Source organism: Mycobacterium sp. SMC-11 (genome assembly GCF_046250095.1).
In the GTDB taxonomy this organism is placed as follows: Bacteria; Actinomycetota; Actinomycetes; order Mycobacteriales; family Mycobacteriaceae; genus Mycobacterium; species Mycobacterium heraklionense_A.
In genome coordinates, this window is record NZ_CP176430.1 from 1,020,371 (window position 1) to 1,045,152 (window position 24,782).

The following is a 24,782-nucleotide window of genomic DNA, read 5'->3' on the forward strand; positions in this document are numbered from 1 at the left end:
ACGATCGTCAATGACATGCGTCAACGAATGCACGGAAAATGGCGGTGCTGGTGTGCTTTCCTTCCAGGATGGGCATCGCGACAGGCAAAGTGGGGGCCACCGTTCCGAGCGCTCGTGACGCCTGGCGTTTATTAGAGCCACTGCACGCGGTTGTCTACTTCTCACCGGAACCCTTGGCCGCACTCGACGCCGCCGGCTATCGCGGATTCTGGATGGGCTACTTCGCGGGCCGCGCCGCGCCACTGGGTGCGGTCGGCGCCGAAGTCGTGCATGCGGCGTTCTACAACTTCTCCTTCGAACGCGTCGCCAAGGCATTGCCCGCCGCGTGGAATTTCGCGCCCCCCGAAGCGGCCCTCGGGGCACGCCAAGCGGGCGCCGTTGCCGCGCTGCGGCGCCACCTCGCGGGCCTGGCGGACGGCCCGGCGGTGGCCCGCGCGGCCGAACTCGCCGCACGGGCGGCGTCGGCGGTCCCCATCACGGGCCGGGTGCTGGGTGCCGCGAATCATGCACTGCCGTTGCCCGATCCGCCGTTGGCGAGGCTGTGGCAGGCGGCCACCGTGCTGCGTGAGCATCGCGGTGACGGCCATATCGCGGCACTTCTGGCTGCCGGCATCGAAGGCCGCGAATCCCACGTCTTCCACGCCCTGGCCTCGCGCGCACCGCGCCAGACCTACACCGTCGCCCGCGACTTCACCGATGACGAGTGGAACCGGCTGACAAACGTACTGCGCGACAAGGGTCTTGCCGGAGCCGAGGGGCTCACCCCGGACGGCGTCCGGATCAAGGCGCAGATCGAAGAACAAACCGACCGGCTCGCCGCCCCGGCATATGAGGCGCTGACCGATACCGAACGACACGACCTCATCGGTGCCCTGCAGCCGCTGGCCCAGGCCGTCGTCGCGGCCGGCGAGATCCCGATCGATTCGCCGATGGGCCTTGATCTTCGCCCACTCCTCGGCCGGTCGTGAGCGGTAGGATTTCCCACGTGGCTCAGTCTGGTCGGCCGGTCATGTCCTCCTACGAGCGCAAGCAATGGGACGCGCTGCTGGAGGCGGCCATCGCCGCCGAACCGCCCGGATGGTTCGAGGGCCTAAGCCAGGGCATCGCCGATCGCGCCAAAGACGTGGTCTCCCAAGTTCGTTCCGGGGTCGAGCAGGTCCCGGGCGCCACCGCGGCAATCGGCAAGGTGGACCAGATCACCACTAAGGCCTTGGAAGCCCTACACGCCGTGTTGGTCGAGCGCGGGCTCAATTCGGTCAAGCCGGCCAACGTCTTTGCGATGTTCGCCGATGAAGGCCTCACGGTGCGGTCCTACGGCGAGGTCAAGAGCCTCGACCTGAAACACTGCGACCGCTCGGTCCCGCGCCGCAAGGAGCGTTACGTCGCCCTGGCCATTGCCGAAGGTGCGGCGTCCTCGCTGGCGGTGACGGGTTCGGCGGTGACCAGCGCCGTCACCGGCGGCACGACCATGACCGTTGCTGCCTCGGCCGTAGTGGCGGACGTGACCGCGGTGCTGGTCGGCATGGGCCGGATCGTGGCATTGGTTGCGGCGCATTACGGTTACGACGTTCGCGAGCCCGACGAACAGGCGTTCGCGTCGGGCGTGATCGCCTATTCCACCGCCGGCAACTCCGCCGAGAAGGCCGCAGCGTTGGCGTCGCTGTCGCGCTTGACGCAGCAGATGATGCGTCAGGAGTCCTGGCACCAACTGCAGCCCCAGCAGGCGGACAACGTGATCAGCCAGGTCTCCATGGCGCTGGGGTTCCGGCTGGCCAAACGCAAGCTGGCGCAGGCGGTTCCGATCTTGGGAGCGGTGGTCAACGGCGGGCTCAACGCCCGTATCGCGCAGCAGACCTTCGAACGCGCCCAGCAGGCCTATCGGCTGCGGTTTCTCACCGAGAAGTACGACCTGGACGCCGGGCTGTGGGCGCCGGCGGTGGTCTCCGACGGCGACGTCGATATTCCGCTGGTCGACGAGATCCTTGACCGGTCACCTCGTCGACTCCAGCCCCGCGATGAAGATCTCCAGCAGCCGTAGGACGGTCGACTCGAAGTCGGTGACGATCTGCTGAGTCGAATCCGGGTTCGTCCAGGCCCACGCGGTGCCCGTGAAGGCGTGCACCGCCGCAGTCAGGGCGCCGAGCTGGTCGTCGGAGAGCGGCAGCGAGGGCCGCAGCGCCGCACCGAGGCGGCGTTGTGCGTCGTCGGCCTGGGCCGCTAGGACGCGCATCTCGTCGGGGCTGAGCTTGGCGATCAGCGCGGGCGAGGCCGCGATGAGGTCGCACAGCACGGGGTGAGCAGCGAGGGTGCGAGCCAGTGCCGTCGCCGGGGCGGTACACGGCAGCTCGCCGGCCAACGCCTCGATCCAGACCAGGTGCTCGTCATGCATCACCCGCAGCAGCAGCGCCTCACGCGACCCGGCGTAGCGCAGGATGCCCGATTTCGCGAGCCCGGCCGCCACGGCGACGTCGCCAAGCGTCAGTGCGGTGGCCCGGGTGTGGGTCAGCAGCTCGCGGGTGGCGACGGTGAGCTGCGTCAACCGGTCTTGGCGCTGCGCCTCGTTGCGGGCGCGGGCGAACGGCAGGGGAGGGGATGCTGACACCACCACATAATAGAACAACGTTCTGTTATCGTGTCGGCCATGGTTCACCGCTACGAATGCGTCATCTCGAGCCGCACGACGGCCGCGCCGCAGACCCTGTTCGATCTCGTCTCCGACGGCGCCCGCTGGTCGAAGTGGGCCGCGCCGTTGATCCCGTATTCGCGCTGGGAGTCGCTGAGCCCGGCCGGCGACAGCGGCGTGGGCGCAATCCGGGCCGTCGGGCGGCGCAAACGGCCGACCCGTGAGATGGTCACCATCCACGAGCCGCCCGGCCGCCACGGCTACACCATGCTCGTCGACGGTCCGATCCGCGATTATCAGGCGGAAGTCACGTTCGTCGAGGGCAGCGGCGGCACCGAAGTGACATGGCGCGGCCAGTACGAGACGCGTTGGCGCGCCGCGGGTATGGCCTACTGGCTGGTGCTGCGAGTGGTGCTCGGAACTTTGACGCGCAAGTTGGTCGCCGCCGCCGAACGTAAGGCTGTCTAGGCCGACGAATCAGTGCAGGGTGTCAGGGCACAGTTCGTGCTGCGCGATGTCGATCACCGGGCGCAGGTTGACGGTCAGATCGTCGACCATGGACGGTCCACCGAATGACGGGCGCCGCACGTAATCGTTGACGACCTGGTCGGGGGTGGAGCCGGCGCGCAGTTGGTTGCAGAACCGGTGTCCGGCCGACAGCCGTGCGTTGGGCGGACCGGACTTGAAGACGCCGTTGGCGTCGAGTGCCGCGAGATAGCTCGCGTCGTCGGCGTACGCCGGTGCGCTACCGAGCAAGGCGATGGCGGCGCTCCCGACGAACACGGCTGCACCCAGAATCCGATTCATACCGGCGATGCTAAGCGATAAGGGGGCGAAAGCACGTTGACTCTGCGTCCATGGCGGAGAAGTGCGAGAGCACCCCGCCATGGACGCAGAGTCAACAGGGACTAAATGAGGCCCAGTGCCGTCATCGCGTCGGCGACCTGGATGAAGCCGGCGATGTTGGCGCCCAGCACGTAGTTGCCGGGGGCGCCGTACTCGTCGGCGGTGACCAGGCAGCGGTGGTGGATGCTCTGCATGATCGCCGCCAGCCGCTGCTCGGTGTACTCGAAGCTCCACGAGTCCCGCGAGGCGTTCTGCTGCATCTCCAGCGCGCTGGTGGCCACACCACCGGCGTTGGCCGCCTTGCCCGGGGCAACGGTCACACCGGCCTCGCCGAACAGCTTGACCGCCTCCGGGGTGCACGGCATGTTGGCACCCTCGGCGACGATCTTGCAGCCGTTGCGGGCCAGCGTGGCGGCGTGGTTGCCGTCCAGCTCGTTCTGGGTGGCCGAGGGGATCGCGATCTGGCAGGCCACGTCCCAGATGGAGCCGTCGCTGACGAACTGGGTCGCCCCGCCGCGGGCCTTGGCGTAGGCCTCGATCCGCTCGCGCTTGACCTCTTTGATCTCCTTGAGCAGCTCCAGGTCGATGCCCTTCTCATCGACGATGTAGCCACTGGAGTCCGAAGCGGCCACCACGGTGCCGCCGAGCTGGTGGATCTTCTCGATGGCGTAGATCGCCACGTTGCCCGAACCGGAGACCACGGCCCGCTTGCCCTCGAAGGAGTCCTTGGAGGTCTTGAGGATCTCGTCGGCGAAGAACACCGCACCGTAACCGGTCGCCTCGGTGCGGACCTGCGACCCGCCCCAGCTCAGGCCCTTGCCTGTCAGCACGCCCGACTCGTAGCGGTTGGTGATGCGCTTGTACTGGCCGAACAGGTAACCAATCTCACGACCGCCCACGCCGATGTCACCGGCCGGGACGTCGGTGTACTCGCCCAGGTGGCGGTAGAGCTCGGTCATGAACGATTGGCAGAACCGCATGATCTCGTTGTCGGAGCGGCCCTTGGGGTCGAAGTCCGACCCGCCCTTACCGCCGCCGATGGGCAGACCGGTCAGGGAGTTCTTGAAGATCTGCTCGAAGCCCAGGAACTTGATGATCCCCAGGTACACGGACGGGTGGAAGCGCAGGCCGCCCTTGAAGGGGCCCAGAGCCGAGTTGAACTCCACCCGGAAACCCCGGTTGATCTGCACGTCGCCGTTGTCGTCCAGCCACGGCACCCGGAAGATGATCTGGCGCTCGGGCTCGCACATCCGTCGGATGACGGCGCGATCCACGTACTCGGGGTGCTTGGTCACCACCGGGCCGAGGCTGCTGAGCACCTCGAAAACGGCCTGGTGGAACTCGGCCTCACCGGGGTTGCGCCGGAGCACCTCGTCGTAGATGTCGTGCAGCTTCGGATTCAGTTCGGTCATATTGGATGATCTCTTCCTCGCGTGTCGCAGTCAGCGGCCACAGGCTAGCGGCCCGAATCGCTAACGCCGAATCCTGGCCGTTACATCATTGTTAAATCATTAACATTCGCGGGGTACCGGTTAACCTAGGTTGGCGGACTAGGGGCGGAGCACTTCAATGGTGATGTCGCGGTGGGACCCGACTACCGCAGCACCCGATGGAGCATTACCCGCCGCTGACCTCGCGGAGATGGAGATCTTCGCCGGGTGTTCCGCGGCTGATCTGGCGCCGCTGGTCGCCGGATTGCGCCCCCTGCAGGCTCCCGCCGGTGCCGAACTGATGCGGCAAGGCGAGCAAGCGCTGTCATTCCTCCTGATCTCATCGGGATCAGCCCAGGTCAAGCATATCGGCGACGACGGCGTCGTGGTAGTCAACGAGGTGACGGCCGGCATGGTGGTCGGTGAGATCGCCCTGCTGCGCAAGGGCCTGCGCACGGCAACCGTCACCACCTCGACGCCCCTGACGGGCTGGATCGGTGACGAGCAGGCCTTCCACCAGATGGTGCACGTCCCCGAGGTCATGGGTCGGCTGGTGCGCATCGCGCGCCAGCGCCTGGCCGCCTACCTCACCGCCGTGCCGATCCGGGCCCGCGACGGCACCGAACTGCTACTGCGGCCGGTGCTGCCCGGCGACAGCGCCCGAACCGTGACGGGCCATGTCGAATTCTCCGGCGAGACGCTCTACCGGCGGTTCCAGACCACCCGGACCCCGAACCCGGCGCTGATGCACTACCTGTTCGAGGTCGACTACGTCGATCACTTCGTGTGGGTGATCACCGAGCTCGACGGCTCGTTCGTCGCCGACGGGCGATTTGTCCGCGATCCCGAAAACCCGACCTTCGCCGAGATCGCGTTCATCGTCGGCGACAGCTACCAGGGCCGCGGCATCGGTACCTATCTGATGGGCGCGGTGGCGGTGATCGCCCGGCTCGAGGGCATCGAGAAGTTCACCGCACGGGTGCTCTCGGAGAACGCGCCCATGCGCGCCATCCTCGATCATCTGGGCGCCTATTGGGAGCGCGACGACCCGGGTGTCGTCACCACCGTGCTCGACGTGCCCGGCGAGGACCGGCTGCCGTTCGACCGTGCGACCGCCGATCAGATCAAAGAGGTTGGCCGCCAAGCGATCCAATCCGTGGGGTAACCGCTGCCAACGGCCCAGGTCGCGTTGGGTAAATTGGCTGCGATGTTGACCCTTCGCGCGGTACTGGCCCTCGGCTGCGTCTGCCTGCTTGCCGCTTGCAACTCCAGCCCTGCCGAGGTGTCCGCCGACATCGACAAGGTGGTCGACCTCAAGTCGTCCTTCGGCCCCGAATTCGAGGCTAAGGCCATCCCACGTACCGGGATCGACCCCAAGCTCCTGGCGGGCACCGCACTGCCCCCGGGCTTGACCTTTGATCCGGCCGACTGCTCGAAGTTCGCCATCAGTCAGCAGCTGCCGCAGGGCGTGCAGGGAAACATGGCCGCTGTCGCCGCCGAAGGCCAGGGCAACCGGTTCATCACCATCGCGCTGGAGACCTCCGAGCCGGTTTCGGTCAGCGAGCCGGGCCGCACCTGCCGGCGGATCGGCTTCTCCGGGGGCGCGATGCGCGGCCTGATCGAAACGGTCGAGGCGCCGCACATCGACGGGGTCAAGACCCTGGGCGTGCACCGGGTGATCGAGGCCGTCGCCGCCGGCAAGTCGCGCATCGGTGAGCTCTACAACTACTCGGCCTACTTCGGCCCCTACCAGGTGCTCGTCACCGCCAACCCCCTGGTGCAGCCGGGCAAGCCCATCGCCCCAGTCGACACCGCCCGGGCCCGCGAGCTGTTGGTGGCCGCGGTCGACGCGATCCGCAACTAGCGCGTTCGGCTAGCGCACGCCACGCGGGCGGAACTGAATGCTGATCCGCGGGCCGGTGGGCGTCGCCGTCTTGGGAATCGAGTGCTCCCACGTCCGCTGACACGAGCCGCCCATCACCACCAGGTCGCCGTGGTGCTGTGCCAACCGCAGGGCCGCGCCGCCCCCGCGCGGGCGCAGGGCCAGCGTGCGGGTAGCGCCGACGCTGACAATCGCGACCATGGTGTCCTGGCTGGCGCCGCGGCCGATGGTGTCGCCGTGCCAGGCCACGCTGTCGCCCCCGTGCCGGTACAGGCACAACCCGACCGTGGTGAACGGCTCGCCGAGTTCCCCGGCGTAGATGTCGTTGAGCCGGCGGCGCAGCTTGGCGATCACCGGGTGCGGCACCTCTCCGGTGGACAGGTCGTGGAAGCTCACCAGCCTGGGGACGTCGAGCACCCGGTCATACATCCGGCGGCGTTCGGCCCGCCAGGGAATGACCGACTGCAGCTCGCTGACCAGTTCGCTGCTTTCCTCCGAGAGCCAGCCCGGGCGAACGTCGAGCCAGGCGCCCGCACCGAGCTGTCGGCGTTCGCTGAGGTCGAACAGCGACTCCTGTACCGGTATCGCCACGCCCGCAGCCTATCGCACATCCGTTCGATTCGTCGAGATTGCGTCTACGGCTGTTGGCGGCCGGTTTTCACGACCCAGTACGCAAACTCAACGGCTGGCCGCGGCGGACGAATGCCTCCGACAGCCGATGCAGGATGAACCTCCGGCCATGTTCGGCCACCACCTGCAGGTCTATCCACCCCTGGCTGTCGAGCAGCTCAGCACGCCCGATGCCGTGGACGTACTGCGCCCGATCCGTACTGTGGTGTTTGCCCTCGTAATCCAGGCCGATCTTCGGCTCGTCGGATCCCATGTCGATGAAGGCGTTGTTGAAGCCGTCGCTCACGCGGATCTGTGTCCTGGGCCGCGGAAGCCCGGCATCGATGAGCAGAAGCCGCAGCCAAGTCTCCCTGGGCGACTCGCCGCCGGGGTCCATCAGGTCGAGTGCAAGCACCGCTCGACGCAATCCGCGCGCCTTGCGATGACGCTCGATCAGCACCAGGACGTCTCGAGCCTGAACTCCGGTGGCACGGCTCAACGAATCGAGGTGCCGTACGGCCAGGTCACGAGGTAGATGCCGGCCGAGGTCCAGAGCGGTACGCGCCGGGCCGGTCACCAGCATCCCGTCGATGTCGACTAGCTCGTCGGCGTCGATGCGCTCGTTGCGCACGATGATTCCCGTCGGTGGCCGTCCGTTGCGCCAGATCATCTCGATCGGCGTAGTAGCGTCGATCCACCGGGCGCCGTGCAGTGCCGCCGCGGCACGGCCCGCGATCACGCCCTTGCGCCCCGACCACAGCCAGGCGCCAACGGTATTGGCGCGCAATGTCGGTGGCACGTCCTTTGGCCGGTAGACGTCGGGAAAGAGCGCGGAGTAGTTCCACCGCAGGGTGCCACGAGTGAGGCCGCCGGCCAGCGCCTCGGTTCCCTTGAACACCTCGAACATGGTTCGATGGTGATGACCGCCACCGACATCCGCGGGCCCGCGCGTTGAGATTGCACACACGGCTGTGGATCAGCCTCAGTAGCAGCCCTGGGCGCAATCTCGAGGACCGGGCACTGGCCAATGGCGCTACGACCAACTGGGCAGCCAGATCTCCATGTTCCAGGTCGCCGGGGAGATCGGCACCCCGGTCAGTATCGGATACAGCCAGGCGAAGTTGGTCAGCACCAGCGCCACATAGCCCGACACCGCAAGCAGCCCGAGCGCCCAGCGCTCCTCGGTACGGGTTCTGCCGTCGTTGATGATGTCGACACAGATCAGGGCCAGCAGCATCGCCAAAAACGGCGCCATCGGCACCGCGTAGAAGAAGTACATCTGCCGACCGATGTCGGCGAACCACGGCAGCCAGCCCGCGCAGTAGCCCACCAGCGCCGCGGCGTAGCGCCAGTCGTGGCGCACCAGGCTGCGCCACAACGCGTAGCCCAGCACCGGCACCGCCAGCCACCACATCGCCGGCGTGCCCACCAGCATCACCGCCTTGACGCAGGACTGCGCGCCGCAGCCGGGAACGTCGTGCTGGTCGATCGCATAGAGCACCGGGCGCAGCGACATCGGCCACGTCCACGGCTTGGACTCCCACGGGTGGTGGTTGCCGGCGGCGTTCGTCAGTCCGGCATGGAAGTGATACGCCTGATAGGTGTAGTGCCACAGCGAGCGCAGCGCATCGGGCACCGGGAACCGACTCTCGAATCCGATCGACTGGCCGACCTCGTGGCGGTCCACGCCGGTCTCCGAGGCGAACCACGGCGCATAGGACGCCAGATACACGCCGAACGGGATGAGCACCATCGCGTACGCAGTGGGGACGACGTCGCGGCGCAGGGTCCCCAACCACGGCCGGCGCACCCGGTACTGCCGGCGGGCGGCCACGTCGAACGCCAGCGACATCGCGCCGAAGAACACCACAAAGTACAGGCCGGACCACTTGGTGGCGCAGGCCAAGCCGAGTAACACCCCGGCGCCGAAGCGCCACCAACGCACCCCCAGACGCGGGCCCCACGGGGTCGCGCCGCAGCGCCCGTCGGTCAAGACGGTGTGCATGCGCATTCGCACTTGGTCGCGATCGACGATCAGTGCCCCGAACGCGGCCACCACGAAAAACGTCAGGAAGCCGTCCAACAGCGCCGTGCGCGCGGCGACGAAACTGACCCCGTCGCCCACCAGCAGCAGCCCGGCGATCCCGCCGGCCAGCGTCGAACGGGTCATCCGCCGCACGATCCGCACCAACAGCGCAATCGCCAGCACCCCGAGCAGGGCGCTGGTGAACCGCCAGCCCAGCCCGTTGTAGCCGAACAGCGCCTCACCGATCGCGATCAGCTGCTTGCCCACCGGCGGGTGCACCACCAGGCCGTAGCCGGGATTGTCCTCGACACCATGGTTGTGCAGCATCTGCCAGGCCTGTGGCGCGTAGTGCTTCTCGTCGAAGATCGGGGTGCCGGCGTCGGTCGGGGTGTACAGGTTCGAAAAACGGGTCACCGCGGCCAACAGCGTCACCGCGGCGGTGACGGCCCAGCCCCGGACCCGGTCGGTCGGGCCGAAATCGGCGACCGGTACCAGCAGTCCCGGGCTGATCACCGGAGCAGAGCGCTCCGGCACGGCCGCGGGCCTGGTAGCGGTCGGAGCGCTCATTCCGACGATCGTAGGCTGTGCGCCATGCCCGATGGTCGATTGCTGCTGGGTGCCACCCCGTTGGGCCAACCCGGGGACGCTTCGTCGCGGCTGGTCGAAGCGCTGAGCACCGCTGATGTCGTGGCCGCCGAAGACACCCGGCGGGTACGGGCACTGGCCAAGTCCCTCGAGGTGCAGATCGCCGGCCGGGTGGTCAGTCTGTTCGACGCCAACGAGGCGACCCGGGTGCCGACGCTGCTTGCCGAGATAGCGGCCGGGGCCACCGTGCTGGTGGTCAGCGACGCCGGGATGCCGCTGATCAGCGACCCGGGCTACCGCCTGGTGTCCGCGTGCGCCGAGGCCGGGCTGGCGGTGACCTGCCTGCCCGGGCCGTCGGCGGTGACGACCGCGCTGGCGCTGTCCGGGCTGGCCTCGGAGCGGTTCTGCTTCGAGGGCTTCGCGCCCCGCAAGCAGGCGGCGCGACGGGCGTGGCTGGCCTCGCTGGCCGACGAGCGGCGCACGTGCGTGTTCTTCGAATCGCCGCGGCGGCTGGCCGACTGCCTGCGTGACGCGGTCGACGAACTCGGCGGGGACCGTCGCGCGGTGGTCTGCCGGGAGCTGACCAAGACCCACGAAGAGGTGCTGCGTGGGACGCTGGCCGAGCTGGCCGATTGGGCCGTCGACGGCGTGCTGGGGGAGATCACCGTGGTGTTGGCCGGGGCGACCCCGCGCGCCGACCTGACGACGCTGGTGGCCGAGGTGAACAGGCTGGCGGGCGAGGGCATGCGGGTCAAGGACGCCTGCGCGCAGGTGATCGCCGAGGTTCCCGCCGCGGTGTCGCGACGCGAGCTTTACGACGCGGTGCTGCGTTCCCGGGACTGACCGTCGGCGACGATCGGGGCGGCCTTGTGCAGACACTCCTGCCACTCGGCGTCGACATCGGAATCCGCGGTGATCCCCCCGCCGACTCCCAGCACCGCGCCGCCGGCGGCGTCGAACTCCACGGTGCGGATCGCGACGTTGAGTTCACAGCCCGCCACCGGTGACGCTAATCCCACCGTGCCGCAGTAGGCGCCGCGCCGCGACATTTCCCATTGCGAAAGCAATTGGCGGGAGCGGTGTTTGGGGGTTCCGGTCACGGACGCGGGCGGGAACGTGGCAGCCAGCAACTCCGCCATGCCCAGCTGTTCGGGCACCCGGGCCGAGACCGTCGAAACCAGATGCCACACCCCCGGAGCGGGCCGCACCGCCAACAGTTCGGGCACGGTGACCGTGCCGGTGACCGCCACGCGGCCCAGGTCGTTGCGGACCAGATCCACGATCATGATGTTCTCCGCGACGTCCTTGGTCGAAGCGCGCAGCGCCGACGGGCGGGCATACAGCGGCAGGGTGCCCTTGATCGGGCTGGAGTCCACGACCTGACCGCGGCGCCGCAGGAACAGCTCCGGTGACAGTGAGGCCACCGCGCCCCAGCCGCCCGCCACATAGGCGGCACGCGCCGGGCCGGTGCGCGCTACCGCGTCGGTGAAGAAGTCCAGCGGGGCGCCGGTGACGGTTCCGGTGAATCGGGTGCACACGCAGGCCTGATACACCTCACCGGACCGGATGGCCTCCAGGCAGGCCAGGACTCCGGCGCGGTGCGCCTGGCGGTCCGGGGTCTCCCAGTAGATGCGGCATCCCCGGGCCGGGGCGGGAGTCGTCAGCGCCTCGGCCAGCCAGCGGGGCATGGCCGCGCCGGACAGGCTTTCGAACCACCACTGCCCGTCGGCGTTGTCCTGCCGCAGCACGCAGTCGGTCCAGCCGCCGGCAGCCTCCGGGATGCGTGGCCCTAGGCCGTCGGCGCCGGCATCGGGGTAGGACAGATAGCCGATCCAGCCGCCACCCACCACACCGGACTGCGCACTGGAGGCGGGGCCATTCGGCACGTCGAACACCTCGCCGGGGCCGACCGGCTCGACGGTCACGCTGGGCGCGATCACCGCTGTGGACCCGAACCACTCGCCGGTCAGTGCGGCCGGCGACGGCAGCCCATGGCGGTCGGTGGCAACGCCGACCCGACGCAGCACCTCCGGTGCCGCTCCCAAGTCGCCGAGCCGCTCGATCCGCACCGCACTAGCTTGTCAGACGTCGGCGCCCCGGGTGATCTCGCGGGCGGCCGCCAACGCCGCCAGCTTGTCCGGGTTGCGCATCGCGTAGAAGTTCGTGATCAACCCGTCGACGATCTCGACCGTGATGGCCCCCTCCAGGCGTCCGGCGCTGTAGAACAGCACCGCCGGCGCCGCGTTGCACACCACCATCTCCACCCGGACCTCCGGCAACTGCATGCCCTGGCGCAGCAGCCCGATGACGGCACGGGCCACCTTGTCGGCTCCGACCACCGGCCGGCGGGCCGCGCTCGCCTTGCCGCCGCCGTCGGCGGTGTAGGCCACATCGGGTGCCAGCATGGACAGCACCGTCGCGAGGTCGCCGCCGGCCGCCGCGGCCATGAACTCGGCGGTGATCCGATCGGTCTGCGCCGGGTCGGCGGGGGTGAAGCGCGGCCGCCGGGCTTGCACATGTTCGCGGGCCCGATGCGCCACCTGACGGACCGCCGGCACGGACTTGTCCACCGCGGCGGCGATCTCGTCGTAGTCGAACCCGAACACCTCGCGCAGCACGAACACCGCCCGCTCGTCGGGGCTCAGGGTCTCCAGCAGTACCAGCATGGCCGTCGACACCGATTCGGCCAATAGCAGATCGGCGTCCGGCTCGCGCTCGTCGAGCAGCAGCGGCTCGGGCAGCCACGGCCCGACGTACTCCTCGCGGCGCCGGGCACCCGCCCGCAGCGCGTTGAGCGCCTGGCGGGTGACCAGCTGAGCCAGGTATGCCTTGGCGTCGCGCACGTCGGCCGGATCGACCTCGGCCCAGCGCAGGTAGCTGTCCTGCAGCACGTCATCGGATTCGGTTGCCGAGCCGAGGATTTCGTAGGCGATGGTGAACAGCAACGGCCGCAGCTCGGTGAACCGTTGGGCTTGTTCGCTTTTCACACCGCCGCCTCCTGCTCGCTCCGGGCCGCCCGGGTGCCGGCCTTCATCCAACGGTACGAGCCCGGCTTGGCCGCCTCGTCCCGAATCCACTTGACCGTGTATTTGCAGATCGACTCCTTGACCACGGCGCCAAGCCGGCCGCCGACGAACGCCTTGGTCGGGGTGTCGTCGCGGCGGGACAACTGCACGGTCGCCGCAGTGCGGCCCACGCTGATGCACTGGGCGGCGAACGCCTGGTCCACCGCGACCGGTGAGCTGCCGGCGATGCGGGCCAACACGGTGTTGGCGGCCTGGGCGCCCAGCGGCAGTGCGGCCTGGCAGCTCATCCGCAGCGGCTGGCCCGAGGGGGCAACGGCATCCCCGGCCGCCACGATCCACGGGTTGTCGACACTGGTCAGGGTTTCGTCGGTGAGCAGCCGGCCCAACGCGTCGGTGGCCAGTCCGCTGGCCGCGGCCAGGTCCGGCACGCCGAAGCCGGCGGTCCAGACCGTCACCGCGCTGGGCAGTACGGTGCCGTCACGCAACACCAGAGCGTCGGCGCGCACCTCGGCGGCGACCGCAGCCTCGCGCACCTCGACGCCCAGCTTGCGCAGCGCCTTGGCCACCGAGCGCCGGCCCGCCGCGTGCAATGACGGTCCCAGCATCTCGCCGCAGACCAGGGTCACCGGCCGACCTTGTCCGGCGAGCTCGGAAGCCGCCTCGATTCCGGTCAGTCCACCGCCCACCACCGTCACCGGGGCGTCGGGTGCCAGCTCGCCGAGCCGGGTCAGCAGCCGAGCCGCGGACTCGAATTCACTGATGGAGTAGGCGAATTCGGCGGCGCCGGGAACCGTCGGGGTGATCGCTCCGGTGCTGCCCACCGCGTAGATGAGGAAGTCGTAGCGCAGGACGGTGCCCGACGCCAGCTGGATGCGCCGATCGGCGGCGTCGATGCGGGTGGCGGAGTCGACCAGCAGCCGGACTCCGTCACCGAGCAGTTCGGGGTAGTCGATGGTGGCCGTGCCGGTGCCGGCCACGTACTGGTGCAGCCGGATCCGCTCGACGAATGCCGGGCGCGGGTTGACCAGGGTGATGTCGACGTCCGGGTGCTGGCGCAGCCGGTTGGCGGCCAGGGTGCCGGCGTAGCCGCCGCCGATGATGACGACCTGGATGCGGGCCATGAGGTGCTCCTGTCTCTTCGGGGTTATGCCCTCAAGACACCGCGCGCCTCCGCGATGTGACAGCTTGTGGCCCAGATCACTGGCCCGCGTTCGCGCTCAGGGTTGGTAACGCGGAAACACCCCGGACGGCGCCGGCAGCGTCAGGCCCGGTGTCAGGCGCTCAGGCACGGCGGTGAACATCCGCTGCTCGCTGGTCTGGCCCAGCAAGTCCAGCAGCTTGCCCGCCGAGTCCGGCATCACCGGCTGCACCAGCAGCGCGGCGATCCGCACCGCCTCCAGCGTGGTGTACAGAACCGTGCCGAAGCGGGCCTGATCGGCCGCCGACTCGCTCTTGGCCAGCTTCCACGGCTCGTTGGCCGAGAAGTACCGGTTGGCGGCGCCCAGCATCTGCCAGATCGCCTCCAGCCCCAGGTGCATGGACTGCGTGCCGAACGCCGACCGCATCTTCTCCAGCAGGGCGTCGGCCAGTGCCAGCAGTTCCTCGCCGTCCGCGGCCTGGGCCGTCGGCTCGGGCACCACCCCGTCGAGGTTCTTGGCCACCATCGACAGCGAGCGCTGCGCCAGGTTGCCCAGCTCGTTGGCCAGGTCTGCGTTGACGCGGCCGATCATCGCCTCGTCGGAGATGCTGCCGTCCTGGCCGAACGGGATCTCGCGCAGCAGGAAATAGCGCACCTGGTCGACGCCGTACTTGTCGACGAACTCGACCGGGTCGATCACGTTCCCCACCGACTTGCTCATCTTCTCGCCGCTGTTGAGCAGAAAGCCGTGCGCGAACACCCTGCGCGGCAGCTCGATTCCGGCCGACATCAGAAAGGCGGGCCAGTACACGGTGTGGAACCGGATGATGTCCTTGCCGATCATGTGCAGGTCGGCGGGCCAGTACCGGCGGAACGATTCCGAGTCGGTGTCGGGGTAGCCGACGCCGGTCAGGTAGTTGGTCAGCGCGTCCACCCAGACATACATGACGTGGTCGGGGTGTCCGGGCACCGGCACGCCCCAGTCGAATGAGGTGCGTGAGATCGACAGATCCCGCAACCCGCCGGAGACGAAGCTGACCACCTCGTTGCGGCGCACGTCGGGGGCGATGAAGTCCGGGTTCGCCTCGTAGTGCGCCAGCAGCCGGTCGGCATAGGCCGACAGCCGGAAGAAGAAGGTCTGCTCCTCGGTCCAGGTCACCGGTGCACCCGTCTCGGCGGCGACCCGCGAACCGTCCTCGGTGAGCCGCGTCTCGCCCTCGGTGAAGAACCGCTCGTCGCGCACCGAGTACCAGCCGGAGTAGGCGTCCAGATAGATGTCACCGGCGTCGACCATCCGCTGCCAGATCGCCTTGGAGGCCTCCAGGTGATCGGCGTCGGTGGTGCGGATGAACCGGTCGAAAGAGATGTTGAGCTTGCGCTGCAACCGCTGGAACACATCGGAGTTGCGCCGCGCCAGCTCCGCGGTCGGAATGCCCTCGGCGGCGGCGGTCTCGGCCATCTTCAGCCCGTGCTCGTCGGTGCCGGTCAGATACCGCACGTCGAACCCGTCGAGCCGATGGAATCGGGCGATCGCGTCGGTGGCGATGTACTCGTAGGCGTGGCCGATGTGCGGATCACCGTTGGGGTAGGTGATCGCGGTGGTGACGTAGAAAGGCTGCGTTCTTCTCATCACTCGCCACCTTATTGTGTGCGGGTGAGCTCGAAACGATCAGCCAAAACTCCGCCGCCCGCACCGCAGGAGCTGAGTCCGCTGGTCGACGCCCACACCCACCTCGACGCGTGCGGCGGCGCCGATGCTTCGTCGGTGCACGCCATCATGGACCGCGCCGCCGCGGTCGGGGTGCAGGCGGCGGTGACCGTCGCCGACGACCTGGCGTCGGCTCGCTGGGTGACCCAGGCCGCCGACGCCGATGACCGGGTCTACGCAGCGGTCGCGCTGCATCCCACGCGCGCCAATGCGCTCACCGACGCGGCCCGCTCCGAGATCGAGGCGCTGGCCGCCCATCCTCGGGTGGTGGCGGTCGGGGAGACCGGCATGGACCTGTATTGGCCCGGGCGTCTGGAGGGCTGTGCGGACCCGCACACCCAGCGCGAGGCGTTCGCCTGGCATATCGACCTAGCCAAACGCACGGGCAAACCGCTGATGATCCACAACCGCGACGCCGACGCCGCCGTGCTCGATGTGCTGCGCGCCGAAGGCGCCCCGGAGACGGTGATCTTCCACTGTTTCTCGTCGGGCCCGGAGATGGCTCACACCTGCATCGACGCTGGCTGGATATTGAGCCTGTCCGGCACCGTCAGCTTCAAAAACGCCCGTGACCTGCGGGAAGCGGCAGCGTTGATTCCGGATGCGCAGCTTCTGGTGGAGACCGATGCGCCATTTTTGACTCCGCATCCGTACCGTGGTTCACCGAACGAGCCCTACTGTCTGCCATACACTGTCAGAGCGCTGGCCGAGCTGTTGGGCAGACCGGCAGCCGAGCTGGCGCAGGTTACGAACCGCAACGCCCGGCGGGTGTATGGGCTGGGGTGACGGTCGAGCAGGTCACATTTGGTTGCCGACCGCGTGTCGGTTCGTTACCGTTCCGTTATCGAACCTGGGGCGCATGACGCCCCATTGCCGTGCCTTCAACGTCGTGAGGTTTTTGCCTTGAATGCTTTGACCAGGCTGCATCAGGCGCCATCGCCGATGCTGCGGCTTCTGGTCGGCGCTTTGCTGCTGGTGCTGACCTTTGCCGGCGGCTTCGCGGTCGCCAGCGCTAAGACCGTGACGCTGGACGTTGACGGAACCCCGATCACCGTCACCACCATGCGGTCGCGAGTCATCGACGTCGTCTCCGAGAACGGCTTCAACCTCGGCGAGCGCGACGACGTGACCCCCGCCCGCAACGCGCAGGTGCGCGACTCCGACACGATCATGGTCCGCCGCGGCCGGCCCCTACAGGTGTCGCTGGACGGGCGCGAGCCCCAGCAGGTGTGGACGACGGCGCTCTCGGTGGACGAGGCACTGGCCCAGCTCTCGATGACCGACACCGCCCCCGCTGCGGCGTCGCGCGGCAGCCGCGTCCCGCTGGCCGGAATGGCACTGCCGGTCGTCAGCGCGAAGACAGTCACGATCGACGACGGTGGTGTGGTGCGCACCGTGCACCTCGCCGCGCCCAATGTCGCCGAACTGCTGGCCGCCGACGGCGCCCCGCTGGAGCAGGCCGACAAGGTCATCCCGGCGGCATCGGCCCCGGTCACCGAGGGCATGGCGATCCAGGTGACGCGGATCCGGGTCAAGCAGGTCACCGAGCGGGTGCCGCTGCCCCCGCCGGCCCGTCGCATCGAAGACCCGACCATGAACATCAGCCGGCAGGTCGTCGACGACCCGGGCACCCCGGGAACCCAGGACGTGACCTACTCGGTGGCCACCGTCAACGGCGCCGAGACCGGCCGCCTGCCGGTCGCCAACGCGGTGGTGGCCCCGGCCCGCGACTCGGTACTGCGAGTCGGCGCCAAGCCTGGCACCGAGGTTCCGCCGTCGGTGTACGGAGCGGCCTGGGACCGCATCGCCAACTGTGAGTCGCACGGAAACTGGGCGATCAACACCGGCAACGGCTTCTACGGCGGCGTGCAGTTCGACTACGGCACGTGGGTAGCCAACGGCGGTCTGAAGTACGCGCCGCGCGCGGATATGGCTACCCGTGAAGAGCAGATCGCTATCGCGGAGGTCACCCAGGCCCGCCAAGGCTGGGGCGCCTGGCCGGTGTGCAGCGGGAGGCGCTGACCATCGGGCTACTCGGGGCCGGTGACATCAGGGCCCTGGCAAACGAACTCGACCTGCGGCCCCGGAAATCGCTGGGGCAGAACTTCGTTCACGACGCAAACACGGTGCGCCGGATTGTGGACGGCGCCGGTATCACCGCTGACGACCATGTCCTCGAGGTCGGGCCCGGGCTGGGCTCGTTGACCCTGGCGTTGCTCGAGCACGGCCCGACGGTGATCGCCGTCGAGAAGGATCCGGTGCTGGCCGCCCGATTGCCGCAGACCATCGCCGAACACGCACCCGCTGACGCGGCCCGCCTCGAGGTGCTCGGCGCCGATGTCTTGACCCTGCGCCGCGACGAGGTGGCGACCGCGCCCACGGCGGTAGTGGCGAATCTGCCCTACAACGTGGCGGTTCCGGCGTTGCTGCACCTGCTGTCGGAGTTCGATTCCATCCGCACCGTGACGGTAATGGTTCAGTTGGAGGTAGCCGAGCGACTGGCCGCCGAGCCGGGTGGCAAGGACTACGGGGTGCCCAGCGCCAAGGCGCGGTTCTTCGGTGCGGTGCGCCGCTGCGGCACGGTGCCGCCCAGCGTGTTCTGGCCGGTGCCGCGGGTGAATTCCGGGCTGGTACGTATCGACCGGTACGACTCCGCCGCGTGGCCGATCGATGATGCATTTCGCCGACAGGTCTTCACTCTGATCGACGTCGCGTTTGCGCAGCGCCGCAAGACTATTCGCAACGCGTTCGCCGACTGGGCGGGATCGGGAGCGCGGTCTGCCGAGCTGTTGGAGGCCGCGGGCATTGATCCGATGAGTCGCGGCGAGACACTGGCGATCGACGATTTCGTGCGCCTGCTTCAGGTCTCGACAGGCTTCGGTGGTGGCCCGGCGTGCGATAGCAGCGCGCGGGACAACTCCTCGACGAACTCGGCGCAGGACTCGTAGCGGCGCGCCGGAAACTTCGCCAGCGCACGTTGCACCACCACGTCGGCGGCTCGCGCCGCCGGACCGAGCTTGTCGGACAGCGGCGGCGGTAGCAGCCGCAGGTGTGCATCGGCCAGATCGGCTGCGCACTGAGCGGGGAAGGGCGGCGCTCCGGTAAACAGCTCGACCGCCGTGCAGGCCAAGGCGTATTCGTCGCTGGCCGCCGACGGGGCCTTGCCCCGCAGGATCTCTGGCGCGGTGTAGGGCAACGAGACTTCGGGGTTTTCCGAATGCCGGGCCCGGTGCCATACGTCTTCGACGACGGCGTGGGCCGCTCCGAAATCGGTCAGCACCGCACCGGCCCGGCCGAAGTCGGCATGGATCAGGATGTTGGCGGGCTTGACATCACTGTGCACGATGCCGCGACGATGCGCGTAGTCGAGCGCGGCGGCGATCTGGGTCAGCGCGGCCAGGCGGTCCTGCAGCGTGCGCAGGCCGGTCGCCTTGCCGCCGTCGACGTACTGCATCGCCAACCAGAACGGCCCATGCCGGTACACCGCGACGATGTGGGGGTGTTTGAGGGCGCTGGCGAACGCGAACTCACGGTCCAGCCGGCCCTGCTCGGCGGGGGAGCGGTGCGACTCGTCGAGGACCTTCAGCGCCACGGGCACGTCGGGGCTGCTGCGGTGGTGGGCCAAATACACCCCGGCGTGCCCGCCGCGGCCGACCTCGCGCTCGATCAGGTAGCCGCCGTAGTCGCCGGCTGCGTTCATGACCTCAGGTTAGGGCGCGCACAGCTACCTCGCAGAAAACTGAGAGTAACATGATCGCTTAGCTATAAAGCGATGACATTTCGCTGTCGCGAGGTGAATAATCGACCCGATTGCATCAGTATCCAGGAGGCCGCCATGACAACTCTGTCCCATCGCAACCTGAGTTCCATCGGCGCGGTGCCTCTGACCCTGGCCGCCATTGCGGCATTGGGTGTCGCTCCCGTGGTGTCGCCCGCACTCGCCGCGACCGCCAAGACCGTGGTCGCCGAGACCACTCTGCTGGACACCGAGTCGTGGATCATGGGCGGCAGTGGGCTGCCGATCCCGCCGCCGCAGTATCTGGCCGCCCTCAGTGAGCGGTTCATCTCCCCGGTGACGCCGAAGTTCGACGGCCAGCCGACCTTCCACGTGGACGCCACCAACCCGCTGTTCACCCCGGAAGGCCTCTACCCGCTCACCGGTGTGAAGACGCTACCGCTGGACACCTCGCTGCAGCAGGGCTCCACGATTCTGTTCCAGAAGATCATGGAAGAGACCGGCAAGGGCAATGACCTTGTGGTGCTGGGCTATTCGCAAAGCAGTGTCATCAACGGGCTGGTGATGGACCAGCTGCTGGCCCTGCCCGAGGACGAGCGCCCGACATCTGACGAGCTGTCCTTCGTGTCGCTGGGCAGCCCGGCCAACCCGAACGGCGGACTGCTGTCCCGCTTCGACGTTCCCGGTGTTCCGCTGAGCATGCCTGCCCTCGGAGTCACGTTCAGCGGGGGTGCGCCGTCTGAGACGCCTTGGGAGACAGTCAACTACATCCGGGAGTACGACGGGTTCGCTGACTTCCCGAAGTACCCGCTGAACTTCTTGGCCGACATCAACGCTTTCTTGGGCATCATGTTCGTCCACGGCGGCTACCCGTCGTTGACCGACGCTCAGCTGGCGACGGCCATCGAGCTGGACACCTCCGGCGACTACACCGGCAACAACCAGTACTTCATGATCCCCACCGAGAACCTGCCGCTGCTGGAGCTGTTGCGCGGCAATGCATTCGGCAACGCGTTCGCCGATCTGTTGCAGCCGGCCCTGCGGGTGCTGATCAACCTCGGTTACGGCAACATCGAGCACGGCTGGGACCAGGGGCCGGCGGACGTCTCCACGCCGTTCGGCGTGTTCCCCGACGTCAACCCGATGGATGTGCTCACTGCCCTGGCCAACGGCGCCGAGCAGGGCTGGAACGACTTCATCGCAGATTTGCAGAACATCGGTTCCGGCAGCGCGACTGACCTGTTCGGTCTGGACGGTGGCGGTCCTGCGGACTTCAGCATGCCGAGCCTGATGGACGTGGTCAACACCCTCACCAGTGCCGCGGCAAGCTTGTACGCGACGCTGCTGCCGACGGCCGACATCATCAATTCGTTGGTCACCACGCTGCCGGCCTACGGCACGAGCCTGTTCTTCAACGAATTGATGCAGGGTGATCTCCTGGGTGCGATCGGGATGCCGCTGGCTGCCACCACCGGTCTGGTCACCATGGCGGGCGGGTTCGAGTTCATGGTGATGAGTAGCGCGCTGAGCGCGATCAGCGCCGACTTCGCCGACCTGTTCTCCTGATCGGGCGGGATTCTCGGCCCGGAGCCCGGGTACTGGGGCGCCGCGGACCGATAGTCTCATCGGCGTGACCGCATCCGACGGCAATGCCGCGACCGAGTGGTCCCCGACCGGTTCGGTCACCGTGCGGGTACCGGGCAAGCTGAACCTCTACCTGGCCGTCGGTGACTGTCGCGATGACGGCTACCACGAGCTGACCACCGTCTTCCATGCGGTTTCGTTGGTCGACGAGGTGACCGTCCGCGACGCCGACGTGCTGTCGTTGCGGGTCAGCGGCGAGGGTGCCGATGTGCTGCCCACCGATGAGCGCAACCTGGCGTGGCAGGCCGCCGAGCTGATGGCCGAATACGTGGGCCGGGCCCCGGACGTGGCGATCAGCATCGACAAGTCCATTCCGGTAGCCGGTGGCATGGCCGGGGGCAGCGCCGACGCCGCGGCGGTGCTGGTCGGCATGAACGTGCTGTGGGAACTGGGCGTGCCGCGCCGCGACCTGCACTCATTGGCCGCCAGGCTGGGCAGCGACGTGCCGTTCGCGCTGCACGGCGGCACGGCGTTGGGCACCGGGCGCGGCGAGGAACTGGCGACGGTGCTCACCCGCGAGACGTTCCACTGGGTGCTGGCGTTCGCCGACCGTGGGCTGTCGACGCCGGCGGTCTTCAAGGAATTGGACCGGCTGCGCGACTCCGGGCGCAAGCTGCCCGAGTCGGGCGATCCCGAGCCGGTGCTGGCCGCGTTGGCCGCCGGCGACCCGCAACGGCTGGCCGGATTGCTCGGCAATGACCTGCAGGCGGCGGCGATCAGCCTCAACCCCGACCTGCGCCGCACCTTGCGCGCCGGCGTGGAGGCGGGTGCCCTGGCCGGGGTGGTGTCCGGATCCGGTCCGACGTGCGCATTCCTGTGCAGCTCGGCGCAGTCGGCGGCCGACGTCGCCGTCGAACTGTCGGCGCTCGGCGCGGGACGGGCGGTGCGGGTGGCCAGCGGTCCGGTCTACGGCGCCCGGGTGGTGCCGTCGTCGGTCAGTGGGGCCTGACCGTCACCCCGCTCCGCTGGCAGATTTGCCCGCGGATTAAGAGGAGTTTAAGATGGCCCGCGGTGATTATTTGCGGCCAGGACAACCTTGCCACCCAGACGCTCGCCGCTCTGGTGGGCCGCGCATTACGGTATCGAGATCTAACCGCCACCGAATTGTGTGCGTGTGCCTCTCGCGGAGTGGTCAACAGCAGGTGGAACATGAAATCTGAGCCCGTATGGAAAGTACTGGTGCCGGCTAGGAGGCCGTCGTGAGCAGGTTTACCGACAACATGTTCCGTAGTGCCCGGGAGTCGTCCAAGGGCATGGTCACCGGTGAGCCGCACACACCCGTCCGGCACACCTGGGCCGAAGTCCATGAACGCGCCCGGCGTATCGCTGGTGGACTGGCTGCGGCCGGCGTCGGCCCGGGCGACGCCGTCGGCGTGCTCGCCGGTGCCCCGGTCGAAATCGCTCCCACCGCCCAGGGCGTATGGATGCGCGCCGCGAGCCTGACCATGCTGCATCAGCCCACCCCGCGCACCGACTTGGCGGTGTGGGCCGAGGACACCATGACCGTCGTCGACATGATCGACGCCAAGGCAGTCATCATCTCCGACCCGTTCATGCCGGCAGCCCCGGTGCTGGAAGAGAAGGGCCTGAAAGTCGTCACGGTCGCTGACCTGCTGGCCGCCGAACCGATCGATCCGGAAGAAGCCGGTGAAGACGATCTGGCGCTGATGCAGCTGACCTCCGGCTCGACCGGGTCGCCGAAGGCCGTGCAGATCACCCACCGCAACATCTACTCCAACGCCGAGGCGATGTTCATCAGCGCTGAGTACGACGTCGACAAGGACGTCATGATCAGCTGGCTGCCTTGCTTCCACGACATGGGCATGATCGGCTTCCTGACCGTGCCGATGTACTTCGGCGCCGAACTGGTCAAGATCACCCCGATGGACTTCCTGCGGGACACCCTGCTGTGGGCCAAGCTGATCGACAAGTACAAGGGCACCATGACCGCGGCCCCGAACTTCGCCTACGCGCTGTTCGCCAAGCGACTGCGCAAGCAGGCCACGCCGGGCCAGTTCGACCTGTCCACCCTGCGGTTCGCGCTCTCGGGTGCCGAGCCGGTGGAGCCGGCCGACGTCGAGGACCTGATCGACGCCGGTAAGCCATTCGGGCTGAACCCGGCCGCCATCCTGCCGGCCTACGGCATGGCCGAAACCGTTCTGGCGGTGTCGTTCTCCAAGTGCGGTGCGGGCCTGGTGGTCGACGAGGTCGACGCCGACCTGCTGGCCGCGCTGCGCCAGGCGGTGCCCGCCACCAAGGGCAACACCCGGCGACTGGCCTCGCTGGGGCCGCTGCTGGAAGGCATCGAGATCCGGATCGTCGACGAGCACGGCAATTCGTTGCCGCCGCGCGGGGTCGGAGTGATCCAACTGCGCGGTGAGCCGGTGACCCCGGGCTACCTGACCATGGCGGGCTTCCTGCCGGCGCAGGACGAGCACGGTTGGTATGACACCGGCGACCTGGGCTATCAGATGGAGGACGGCCACGTCGTGGTGTGTGGCCGCGTCAAAGACGTCATCATCATGGCGGGCCGCAACATCTACCCGACCGACATCGAGCGGGCCGCGGGCCGCGTCGAGGGCGTGCGCCCGGGATGTGCGGTCGCGGTGCGCCTGGACGCCGGGCACTCACGGGAGACGTTCGCGGTCGCGGTGGAATCCAACGCCTGGCAGGACCCGGTCGAGGTACGCCGTATCGAGCACCAGGTCGCCCATGAGGTGGTCACCGAGGTCGACATGCGGCCCCGCAACGTGGTGGTGCTCGGGCCGGGCAGTATCCCCAAGACGCCGTCGGGCAAGCTGCGCCGGGCCAACTCCGTCGCGCTGGTCACCTAGGCCGCCCTTTTCCGCGAGGGAGCGTGTTTGTAGGCGACACGCCGGGCTTTTGCGTACAAGCGCGCACGCTCGCCGGAGGAAACGGGGGCGAAAGCCGGGTCAGCCCCAGGCGTGGACCACGTTCTGGGCCGGTTCCAGCCCCAGCTCGATCAGCAACTCGGTGGCGTCGGCGGACTGTTCACAGATCGTCGGTAACTCGTCGCGCTCCTTGGCGGTGAACGCCTGCAGCACGAACGCCGCCGGATCTTGGCGGCCGGGCGGCCGGCCGATCCCGAAACGGACCCGCTGAAAGTCCTTGCTGCCCAACACGGTCGCGATCGAGCGCAGGCCGTTGTGACCGCCCTCGCCGCCGCCCTGTTTGAGCCGGATCCGGCCGAAGTCCAGGTCGAGATCGTCGTGAATCACCACGACGCCGCCGGTGGGCACCGAGTAGAACTTGGCCAGTGGGCCCACCTGGCGGCCCGACTCATTCATGTAGCAGCGTGGCCGGGCCAGCACCACCGAGCGCCCGCTCAGGCGCCCGGTGGCCACGTCGGCACCCGACTTCTTGTGCAGCTTGAACGCCGACCCGATCCGCTCGGCGAGCAGGTCGACGACCATGAAGCCGACGTTGTGCCGGGTGCGTGCGTAGTTCGGGCCCGGGTTGCCCAGGCCGACCACCAGGACCGGTGGTGACTCGGCCACGCGGTGCTCGG

At 68.4% G+C, this 24,782-nt stretch carries 24 protein-coding genes; 12 read left to right on the plus strand and 12 right to left on the minus strand.

What is annotated here, in order from left to right; genetic code table 11:
• Positions 1–68 precede the first annotated feature (68 nt).
• Both ACKY0X_RS04885 and ACKY0X_RS04890 read left to right on the plus strand, forming a co-directional pair.
• On the plus strand, positions 69–968 hold the full coding sequence (locus ACKY0X_RS04885) for an SCO6745 family protein (protein ID WP_409428535.1): 900 nt from the start codon (positions 69–71) through the stop codon (positions 966–968).
• Positions 969–985: 17 nt separating this feature from the next.
• Positions 986–2,038 (plus strand): EcsC family protein, encoded by a 1,053-nt coding sequence (locus ACKY0X_RS04890; RefSeq protein ID WP_409428536.1) that lies wholly within the window; start codon positions 986–988, stop codon positions 2,036–2,038.
• On the opposite strand, the gene ACKY0X_RS04895 is transcribed toward ACKY0X_RS04890, so the two are convergent.
• Positions 1,991–2,602: a TetR/AcrR family transcriptional regulator gene (locus ACKY0X_RS04895; RefSeq protein WP_409428537.1), complete on the minus strand. Its 612-nt coding sequence runs from the start codon at positions 2,600–2,602 to the stop codon at positions 1,991–1,993. The two genes, ACKY0X_RS04890 and ACKY0X_RS04895, sit on opposite strands and share 48 nt — an antisense overlap.
• Positions 2,603–2,641: 39 nt before the next feature.
• Between ACKY0X_RS04895 and ACKY0X_RS04900 the strand changes: the two genes are divergently transcribed.
• A complete protein-coding gene (locus tag ACKY0X_RS04900; RefSeq protein ID WP_409428538.1) occupies positions 2,642–3,091 on the plus strand; it encodes an SRPBCC family protein in 450 nt (149 codons plus the stop codon).
• A gap of 9 nt (positions 3,092–3,100) precedes the next feature.
• Here the strand turns inward: ACKY0X_RS04900 and ACKY0X_RS04905 are convergent, their stop codons facing one another.
• Together ACKY0X_RS04905 and gdhA are read right to left on the minus strand one after the other, a co-directional pair.
• Positions 3,101–3,430: a DUF732 domain-containing protein gene (locus ACKY0X_RS04905; RefSeq protein WP_065039478.1), complete on the minus strand. Its 330-nt coding sequence runs from the start codon at positions 3,428–3,430 to the stop codon at positions 3,101–3,103.
• A gap of 101 nt (positions 3,431–3,531) precedes the next feature.
• A complete protein-coding gene (gdhA, locus tag ACKY0X_RS04910; RefSeq protein ID WP_406756024.1) occupies positions 3,532–4,881 on the minus strand; it encodes an NADP-specific glutamate dehydrogenase in 1,350 nt (449 codons plus the stop codon).
• Positions 4,882–5,038: 157 nt separating this feature from the next.
• On the opposite strand from gdhA, the gene ACKY0X_RS04915 reads away from it, so the two are divergent.
• Entirely contained in the window at positions 5,039–6,064 is a 1,026-nt protein-coding gene (locus tag ACKY0X_RS04915; protein WP_409428539.1) for a GNAT family N-acetyltransferase, read from the plus strand.
• Positions 6,065–6,106: 42 nt separating this feature from the next.
• A complete protein-coding gene (locus tag ACKY0X_RS04920; protein WP_409428540.1) occupies positions 6,107–6,763 on the plus strand; it encodes a DUF5642 family protein in 657 nt (218 codons plus the stop codon).
• A 9-nt stretch (positions 6,764–6,772) separates the two neighbouring features.
• Here the strand turns inward: ACKY0X_RS04920 and ACKY0X_RS04925 are convergent, their stop codons facing one another.
• The 3 genes from ACKY0X_RS04925 to ACKY0X_RS04935 form a co-directional block, all read right to left on the minus strand.
• Positions 6,773–7,372, minus strand: coding sequence for an alpha-ketoglutarate-dependent dioxygenase AlkB (locus ACKY0X_RS04925; protein ID WP_409428541.1), 600 nt, complete (start codon positions 7,370–7,372; stop codon positions 6,773–6,775).
• 67 nt (positions 7,373–7,439) lie between these two features.
• On the minus strand, positions 7,440–8,297 hold the full coding sequence (locus ACKY0X_RS04930) for a hypothetical protein (protein WP_409428542.1): 858 nt from the start codon (positions 8,295–8,297) through the stop codon (positions 7,440–7,442).
• Positions 8,298–8,423: 126 nt separating this feature from the next.
• On the minus strand, positions 8,424–9,983 hold the full coding sequence (locus ACKY0X_RS04935; protein WP_409428543.1) for a dolichyl-phosphate-mannose--protein mannosyltransferase: 1,560 nt from the start codon (positions 9,981–9,983) through the stop codon (positions 8,424–8,426).
• A gap of 24 nt (positions 9,984–10,007) precedes the next feature.
• Between ACKY0X_RS04935 and rsmI the strand changes: the two genes are divergently transcribed.
• Entirely contained in the window at positions 10,008–10,844 is an 837-nt protein-coding gene (rsmI, locus tag ACKY0X_RS04940; RefSeq protein ID WP_409428544.1) for a 16S rRNA (cytidine(1402)-2'-O)-methyltransferase, read from the plus strand.
• Here the strand turns inward: rsmI and ACKY0X_RS04945 are convergent.
• The 4 genes from ACKY0X_RS04945 to metG form a co-directional block, all read right to left on the minus strand.
• Positions 10,814–12,070, minus strand: coding sequence for an aminodeoxychorismate synthase component I (locus ACKY0X_RS04945; protein ID WP_409428545.1), 1,257 nt, complete (start codon positions 12,068–12,070; stop codon positions 10,814–10,816). The two genes, rsmI and ACKY0X_RS04945, sit on opposite strands and share 31 nt — an antisense overlap.
• Positions 12,071–12,082: 12 nt before the next feature.
• Positions 12,083–12,988 carry an RNA polymerase sigma-70 factor gene (locus ACKY0X_RS04950; RefSeq protein WP_409428546.1) on the minus strand — a complete coding sequence of 302 codons (906 nt, stop codon included), beginning with the start codon at positions 12,986–12,988 and terminating at the stop codon, positions 12,083–12,085.
• Positions 12,985–14,148, minus strand: a complete 1,164-nt coding sequence (locus ACKY0X_RS04955) for an NAD(P)/FAD-dependent oxidoreductase (RefSeq protein ID WP_409428547.1) — start codon at positions 14,146–14,148, stop codon at positions 12,985–12,987. Before ACKY0X_RS04955 ends, ACKY0X_RS04950 begins: the two co-directional genes overlap by 4 nt.
• Before the next feature lie 96 nt (positions 14,149–14,244).
• Positions 14,245–15,795: a methionine--tRNA ligase gene (gene metG / locus ACKY0X_RS04960; RefSeq protein WP_409428548.1), complete on the minus strand. Its 1,551-nt coding sequence runs from the start codon at positions 15,793–15,795 to the stop codon at positions 14,245–14,247.
• A 24-nt stretch (positions 15,796–15,819) separates the two neighbouring features.
• Between metG and ACKY0X_RS04965 the strand changes: the two genes are divergently transcribed.
• The 3 genes from ACKY0X_RS04965 (at position 15,820) to rsmA (ending at position 18,821) form a co-directional block, all read left to right on the plus strand.
• On the plus strand, positions 15,820–16,659 hold the full coding sequence (locus tag ACKY0X_RS04965) for a TatD family hydrolase (protein ID WP_409428549.1): 840 nt from the start codon (positions 15,820–15,822) through the stop codon (positions 16,657–16,659).
• 117 nt (positions 16,660–16,776) lie between these two features.
• The gene (locus ACKY0X_RS04970; RefSeq protein WP_409428550.1) at positions 16,777–17,895 is read left to right on the plus strand and encodes a transglycosylase family protein; all 1,119 of its coding nucleotides are present in this window, start codon (positions 16,777–16,779) and stop codon (positions 17,893–17,895) included.
• Complete coding sequence (gene rsmA, locus ACKY0X_RS04975) at positions 17,868–18,821, plus strand: 16S rRNA (adenine(1518)-N(6)/adenine(1519)-N(6))-dimethyltransferase RsmA (protein ID WP_409429508.1); 954 nt, start codon at positions 17,868–17,870, stop codon at positions 18,819–18,821. Before ACKY0X_RS04970 ends, rsmA begins: the two co-directional genes overlap by 28 nt.
• Here the strand turns inward: rsmA and ACKY0X_RS04980 are convergent.
• A complete protein-coding gene (locus ACKY0X_RS04980) occupies positions 18,734–19,573 on the minus strand; it encodes a serine/threonine-protein kinase (protein WP_409428551.1) in 840 nt (279 codons plus the stop codon). The two genes, rsmA and ACKY0X_RS04980, sit on opposite strands and share 88 nt — an antisense overlap.
• Before the next feature lie 135 nt (positions 19,574–19,708).
• Between ACKY0X_RS04980 and ACKY0X_RS04985 the strand changes: the two genes are divergently transcribed.
• From ACKY0X_RS04985 to ACKY0X_RS04995, 3 genes are all read left to right on the plus strand, one after another.
• Complete coding sequence (locus tag ACKY0X_RS04985; RefSeq protein WP_409428552.1) at positions 19,709–21,175, plus strand: PE-PPE domain-containing protein; 1,467 nt, start codon at positions 19,709–19,711, stop codon at positions 21,173–21,175.
• Positions 21,176–21,233: 58 nt separating this feature from the next.
• On the plus strand, positions 21,234–22,202 hold the full coding sequence (locus ACKY0X_RS04990; protein ID WP_409429509.1) for a 4-(cytidine 5'-diphospho)-2-C-methyl-D-erythritol kinase: 969 nt from the start codon (positions 21,234–21,236) through the stop codon (positions 22,200–22,202).
• Between the two features lie 250 nt (positions 22,203–22,452).
• Complete coding sequence (locus ACKY0X_RS04995) at positions 22,453–24,087, plus strand: fatty acyl-AMP ligase (RefSeq protein WP_409428553.1); 1,635 nt, start codon at positions 22,453–22,455, stop codon at positions 24,085–24,087.
• Positions 24,088–24,186: 99 nt separating this feature from the next.
• On the opposite strand, the gene pth is transcribed toward ACKY0X_RS04995, so the two are convergent.
• The gene (gene pth, locus ACKY0X_RS05000) at positions 24,187–24,771 is read right to left on the minus strand and encodes an aminoacyl-tRNA hydrolase (RefSeq protein WP_409428554.1); all 585 of its coding nucleotides are present in this window, start codon (positions 24,769–24,771) and stop codon (positions 24,187–24,189) included.
• Positions 24,772–24,782: the final 11 nt, after the last annotated feature.

What these genes read in the sequence shown, in the direction of transcription:
- ACKY0X_RS04905 (WP_065039478.1), bottom strand. Translation starts at nt 3,430, where the DNA reads ATGAATCGGATTCTGGGTGCAGCCGTGTTCGTCGGGAGCGCCGCCATC.
- rsmI (WP_409428544.1), top strand. Translation starts at nt 10,008, where the DNA reads ATGCCCGATGGTCGATTGCTGCTGGGTGCCACCCCGTTGGGCCAACCC.
- metG (WP_409428548.1), bottom strand. Translation starts at nt 15,795, where the DNA reads ATGAGAAGAACGCAGCCTTTCTACGTCACCACCGCGATCACCTACCCC.
- ACKY0X_RS04915 (WP_409428539.1), top strand. Translation starts at nt 5,039, where the DNA reads ATGGTGATGTCGCGGTGGGACCCGACTACCGCAGCACCCGATGGAGCA.
- ACKY0X_RS04980 (WP_409428551.1), bottom strand. Translation starts at nt 19,573, where the DNA reads ATGAACGCAGCCGGCGACTACGGCGGCTACCTGATCGAGCGCGAGGTC.
- gdhA (WP_406756024.1), bottom strand. Translation starts at nt 4,881, where the DNA reads ATGACCGAACTGAATCCGAAGCTGCACGACATCTACGACGAGGTGCTC.
- ACKY0X_RS04900 (WP_409428538.1), top strand. Translation starts at nt 2,642, where the DNA reads ATGGTTCACCGCTACGAATGCGTCATCTCGAGCCGCACGACGGCCGCG.
- ACKY0X_RS04930 (WP_409428542.1), bottom strand. Translation starts at nt 8,297, where the DNA reads ATGTTCGAGGTGTTCAAGGGAACCGAGGCGCTGGCCGGCGGCCTCACT.
- ACKY0X_RS04985 (WP_409428552.1), top strand. Translation starts at nt 19,709, where the DNA reads ATGACAACTCTGTCCCATCGCAACCTGAGTTCCATCGGCGCGGTGCCT.
- ACKY0X_RS04935 (WP_409428543.1), bottom strand. Translation starts at nt 9,983, where the DNA reads ATGAGCGCTCCGACCGCTACCAGGCCCGCGGCCGTGCCGGAGCGCTCT.
- ACKY0X_RS04920 (WP_409428540.1), top strand. Translation starts at nt 6,107, where the DNA reads ATGTTGACCCTTCGCGCGGTACTGGCCCTCGGCTGCGTCTGCCTGCTT.
- ACKY0X_RS04955 (WP_409428547.1), bottom strand. Translation starts at nt 14,148, where the DNA reads ATGGCCCGCATCCAGGTCGTCATCATCGGCGGCGGCTACGCCGGCACC.
- ACKY0X_RS04885 (WP_409428535.1), top strand. Translation starts at nt 69, where the DNA reads ATGGGCATCGCGACAGGCAAAGTGGGGGCCACCGTTCCGAGCGCTCGT.